Origin of the sequence: Nosocomiicoccus ampullae, from assembly GCF_001696685.1 — a bacterium.
In the GTDB taxonomy this organism is placed as follows: Bacteria; Bacillota; Bacilli; order Staphylococcales; family Salinicoccaceae; genus Nosocomiicoccus; species Nosocomiicoccus ampullae_A.
The window spans coordinates 1-3,793 of record NZ_MBFG01000031.1; the positions used below are offsets into that span (position 1 = coordinate 1).

General features: G+C 35.8%; 2 protein-coding genes. Both read right to left on the reverse strand.

Translation table 11 applies throughout. The annotated features are described in order from the left end of the window. Positions 1-587 precede the first annotated feature (587 nt). On the reverse strand, positions 588-2,276 hold the full coding sequence (locus tag BBS29_RS08085) for a ribonucleoside-diphosphate reductase subunit alpha (protein ID WP_068131216.1): 1,689 nt from the start codon (positions 2,274-2,276) through the stop codon (positions 588-590). 19 nt (positions 2,277-2,295) lie between these two features. Next, entirely contained in the window at positions 2,296-3,642 is a 1,347-nt protein-coding gene (locus BBS29_RS08090; protein ID WP_068131217.1) for a ribonucleotide-diphosphate reductase subunit beta, read from the reverse strand. Positions 3,643-3,793: the final 151 nt, after the last annotated feature.

Here is a 3,793-nt window from a genome sequence, read left to right on the forward strand (position 1 = left end):
GTGTCGGCGAGTCAAAATTTGTTAATTATAAAAATATATTTAACAAAAACCCGTCAGATTTTTGAAAATCTGTTAATTATATCCGGATATCTAACAGAATCACGAAATTTTTGTTAAATATAATTTTGCAAAAAGCTATTATTACACAATAAGATTAAAAACAACCTTAGACTCCTGTTTCAGATGATCCCTTCATTTTATTATTTACAAAAACTGCGGTTTGCAGCGGAAATTTGTTAGATATATCAAGATAATTAACAAAAACTGTGCCGGCGAGTCAAAATTTGTTAATTATAAAAATATATCTAACAAAAACCCGTCAGATTTCCGAAAATCTGTTAATTATATCCGGATATCTAACAGAATCACGATATTTTTGTTAAATATAATTTTGCAAAAAGCTATTATTACACAATAAGATTAAAAACAGCCTTAGACTCCTGTTTCAGCTGACCTCTTTACCTTCTCATTTACAAAAACCGATATTTCATCCAAAATCTGTTAAATAAAACTAAACATCACAAACCTCTAGTGTTTAAAGATGAAAAAACACCTCCTAACGTTCGGTTAGTAGGTGTTTTATCGTTTTATGCTTCACAGTTGATACAAATTTTGCTTAAGTTAAATTGCTGTGCTGCGTTTGTACCGTGTTGATAGTATAGTGATTTGATACCATTCGCCCAAGCGAATAAGTGCAGTTCGTTTAATTCTTCTGCTGTAATGTGACTTGGGTTTACCATGATGTTTAATGATTGACCTTGGTCGATGAATTGTTGTCTTGTTGATGCTTGTTCAATGACGTTGTATTGGTTTAATTCACCAAACGTTTTAAATACTTCTTTTTCTCTTGCTGATAAAAAGTCTAAGTGCTGAACTGATCCGTCGTTGTCACGGATTGACTTTAGAATCTCTTCAGTGTTTTTACCTTTTTCTTCTAATAATTCTCTTAAGTACGGGTTAATCATTGTCTTTTTAACTTTTGCAGTGTCGACTACGAAGTAGTTTGACATGAATGGTTCAATCGATTTTGAAACTTGACCTAAAATGAATGAACTTGACGTTGTTGGTGCGACCGCAAGTAGCGTGGCGTTACGTCTACCGTATCCTTTAAGAACTGCTGGTTCACCGAATTTTTCTGCGAGTTCTTCACTTGCTTTATACGCACGCTTTCTCATGAGTGAGAAGATTTGTGAGTTAATTTTGTTTGCTTCAATACTTTCAAATGGAATCATGTTCGCTTGTAAATATGAATGCCATCCGAGTACTCCGAGTCCTAATGCACGGTTTTCAACCGCGAATTTATATGCGCGTTTCATATGTTTAAATGCTTCACGGAGTTCCGCGTCTTCAGAATCTCTCATTGATTCTAAGTCAGCAATAAATTCACTCATAACTGCGTCTAAGAAGTAGATCATCGTTTCTACTGCATCTGTATCTTTCCAATCGTCATAACGTTCAATATTCATTGAAGATAAATTACATACGAATGACCAATCCTCTTTATTTGGCAGCATAATTTCTGAACAAAGGTTTGAGTTGTTAATTGTTAACCCTTTGTCTTTATAAACATCTACTGTGTCGTTGTTTGCGTTGTCATGGAAGAAGATGTACGGATAACCCATTTGGACACGTCTAGATAATAATTTAGCCCAAGTCTCACGTTTTTCTTCGTCACCTTTTATCATTTCTTCTAACCACTGATCTGTTACAGATACACCATGTGTGAGTGTTTGAATTGGATTACCTTCTGTACCAATATCTAAAAACTCATGGATATCCCCGTGTTCGATTGGTAAATACGGACTGAAGCGACCACGACGAACAGAACCTTGACTGATCGTGTCAGTGACTTGTTCGAATAGTTTCATAAAGTGAACGGATCCACTCGTATGTCCGTTATCAGTAATTTCAGATCCACGTGGACGAATTTTACCGAAGTATCCACTCGTTCCTCCACCGTATTTACTCATTAATGCAACTTCACTTGCTGTGTCCATAATTGACGGCACGTTGTCTTCAATATATGAACCGAAGCAGCTAATTGATAATGCACGTTTTTTACCAAAGTTCGACCACACTGGGCTTGAAAGTGAATAAAAACCTCTACCCATGTAGTCGTAAAATTTATCTGAAAATCCATCTATACCTAAAATTTCTTCTGCTTTATTTGCGATATCTCTTATTCTTTGTTCAGGTGTTTCGCCTTCTGATAAATACCCGCGTTCTAGAAAGACGCGAGAATCTTCGTTAAGCCAATAAAATGGTTGTTTAGCCAATTGAAATCCTCCTAATTGTTTACTTCAAATCGTTTACGTCGAGCATTCTAAGTCTGATTGTTTGGTTTACCTCTTGTTTTGTCTTACCTTCTAAATCAGATTTTGGTGAGAAAATCGTGTCTCCACTTACTGATTGACTAAACTTCGTGTAGTTTACACTACGTTTGTGAAGGAAGTCTGTGAGTTTTGTACCGATAACTTCATCGTCAAACCAAGATGTCTCAGCGACGAGTTTTTCATCGACGTCAAATAATTTTTCATACCCTACAGATACAAGTGAATTATTTAAACGTTGTTTAACGAATTCTTTAACGACGTTACTTGACATAAACTCAAGTTCACCTTCGCCTAAGATCCAGTCAATTACTTTTCCTTCTGACTCATATGCTTCACGGCACGCTTTATACACCGCTTCTTCCATATCCTCATCGAACCAATCTGGTTGTTCCTCGCGAATTGTATTTACAATGTCGATACCGAACATACCGTGGATTTGCTCTTCTTTAGAAGTCGCTTCGATAACGTTTGATAATCCTTTAAACATATTTCTATGCTTGTTAAATGACATCATAATTAAGAACTGACTAAATAATGACACGTGTTCAGTAAATAGTGAGAATAAAATCATCGATAAGATGTACTCTCTATCATCTTCACTTCTCGCGTATTGAACCATACGTGTTAAGTAATCTACACGTTGTTTTAACGCTGGAATGTCTTTGATCTTACTAAATTCATTATTCAGTCCTAAAATTTCGAGTAAATGGCTGTACGCATCTGCGTGACGAACTTCTGATTCACTAAAACTTGCACCAACCGCACCGATCTCGTACTTCGGCATACGGTGATAAAGATCTCCCCAGAACGTTTTTACTGCAACTTCAACTTGGGAAATCGCAAGCATCGAACGTGTCACTGCAGTCTTCTCGTGAGGTAACGCCCCTTGCATATAGTCTTGAATATCTGATGTATAGTTAAACTCTGTATGAATCCAGTAAGAGTGTCGAATCGCATCGACATACTGATATAATTCAGGATATTCAAACGGCTTCATTTCCGCTCTTCTCTCAAAAATATCGCGCTTTCTCTTTTGCTTTTGACGATCTCTATAAATGATGTACGCACGCGCTGTATCTTTATAATCACTTTTCAGTAAAACGTCCTCTACGACGTCTTGAATATATTCAACTGTAATAATATCTTCGCTTTTTTCTAGCACTTTAACAACTTGATCCGTTAAGTCATCAATCTTTTCAGCCATACCTGGTTCACCAGTTGCTTTATTCGCTTTAGACATTGCAACGGAAATCTTATTCTTATCGAAATTCACAATTTCGCCACTACGTTTTCTAATTTGTGTAATCAAAACTTCGACCTCATTTCTTTATCTTTCGATTATTCATTCTAACACTAACACGATAAAAATGGAATGACTTTTTACTTAATTTTTTAAAACGACACACAATATATAGTGTGAAAAACTATGAAAACAAATAGAATAGCACAATATATAGATA